1 protein-coding gene is annotated in these 1,746 nt (G+C 71.8%); it reads left to right on the top strand.

Annotated features, from left to right (window positions below):
* On the top strand, positions 1 to 1,746 hold a 1,746-nt coding region (locus ACESM1_RS28980; RefSeq protein ID WP_372624708.1), incomplete at both ends, for a calcium-binding protein.

Below are 1,746 nucleotides of genomic sequence, written 5' to 3'. Positions count from 1 at the left end.
CACCGGCAGCCTGTCGCTGACCGGCACGGCCGGGGCGGACACGCTGATCGGCCGGGCGGGCACCGAGACGCTGAACGGCGGCGCCGGCGCGGACCTGCTGCAGGCCGACAGCGGCAACGACGTGCTGAACGGCGGAGCCGGCAGCGACACGCTGGATGGCGGTGCCGGCAACGACAGCATGACGGGTGGCGCCGACAACGACACCTATCTGGTGGACAGCAGCCTCGACACCGTGGTGGAGGCTGCTGCTGGCGGCACCGACCGGGTGATCGCCTCGCTCGACCACACGTTGGGCGCGGAGCTCGAGGAACTTGAGCTCGTCGGCGGCGCGCTGGTCGGCGCCGGCAACACGCTGAACAACCTCATCCTCGGCAATGCCGGCGCCAATACCCTCTCCGGCCTGGGGGGCAACGACACGCTGGACGGCAGCACCGGCGCGGACAGCATGTCCGGCGGCGCGGGTGACGACCTGTTCGTCGTGGACGACGCCGGCGACCTGGTCAGCGACAGCGCCGGCGCGGAGACGGTCATCGCGTCGGTGGACCACACCCTCGCCGCGGATATCGAGGTCCTGGTGCTGAATGGCGCGGCCGACCTGGATGGCACCGGCAACGGCCTCGATAATCTGATCCTCGGCAATACCGGCGCGAACAGCATGTCGGGCCTCGGCGGCAATGACACGCTGTCGGGCGATGCCGGCGCCGACACCTTGGATGGCGGCGCGGGTGCCGACAGCGTGGAAGGCGGCGCGGGCGACGACCTGTTCCTGGTGGACGACGCCGGTGATTTGGCAAGCGACAGCGCCGGCGCCGACACCGTCTCCGCCTCGGTCAGCCACACGCTGGGGGCAGGCCTCGATGTGCTGGTGCTGACCGGCGGCGCCAACCTCTCGGGCACTGGCAACGAACTGGACAACCTGCTGGTCGGCAACGCGGGCGCGAACACCCTGTCGGGCGACGCCGGCGCGGACACGCTGGCCGGCGGGTTGGGCGCGGACAGCCTGCTCGGCGGCGAGGGCGACGATGCGCTGCTGGCCAATGAGGGCGCGGACACGCTGACCGGCGGCGTGGGTGCCGACCGCTTCGTGCTGCGGCGGGACTTCGACGGCACCACCGACCTGGTGACCGACTTCGTGATCGGCGAGGACATCCTCGACCTGACGGTGTTCGGGATCTCCGACCTCGACACGCTCACGCGGCTCAGCACGGCGACGGCGGATGGCGTGCTGATCAGCTCGACCTACGCCAACAATTCCACCAACGCGCTGCTGGCCGGGGTGGACCGGGCGGCGCTGCTGGCGTCGAACTCCTTCGCCTTCTCCACCACCGGCTCGGCGCTGGCGCCGACCGGCGGGGCGGACGACCTGTTCGGCGGGTCGGGCGACGACAGCCGGGAAGGCCAGGAAGGCAACGACCGGCTGTTCGGCGGGCCGGGCGCCGACACGCTGTCCGGCGGCAACGAGCAGGACCTGCTGCTCGGCGGGGCGGGCGACGACAGCCTGCGCGGCGATGACGGCAATGACACGCTGGAGGGCGGCGCCGATGCCGACACCCTGGCCGGTGGGCTTGGCGCCGACAGCCTGCTCGGCGGCGAGGGCGACGATGCGCTGCTGGCCAATGAGGGCGCGGACACGCTGACCGGCGGCGCGGGTGCCGACCGCTTCGTGCTGCGGCGGGACTTCGACGGCACCACCGACCTGGTGACCGACTTCGTGATCGGCGAGGACATCCTCGACCTGACGGTGTT

It is taken from the genome of Falsiroseomonas sp., assembly GCF_041690465.1.
Taxonomy (GTDB): Bacteria; Pseudomonadota; Alphaproteobacteria; order Acetobacterales; family Acetobacteraceae; genus Falsiroseomonas.
Note: the sequence above shows the minus strand (reverse complement) of the source record. Positions and strands in the feature narration are given on the sequence as shown.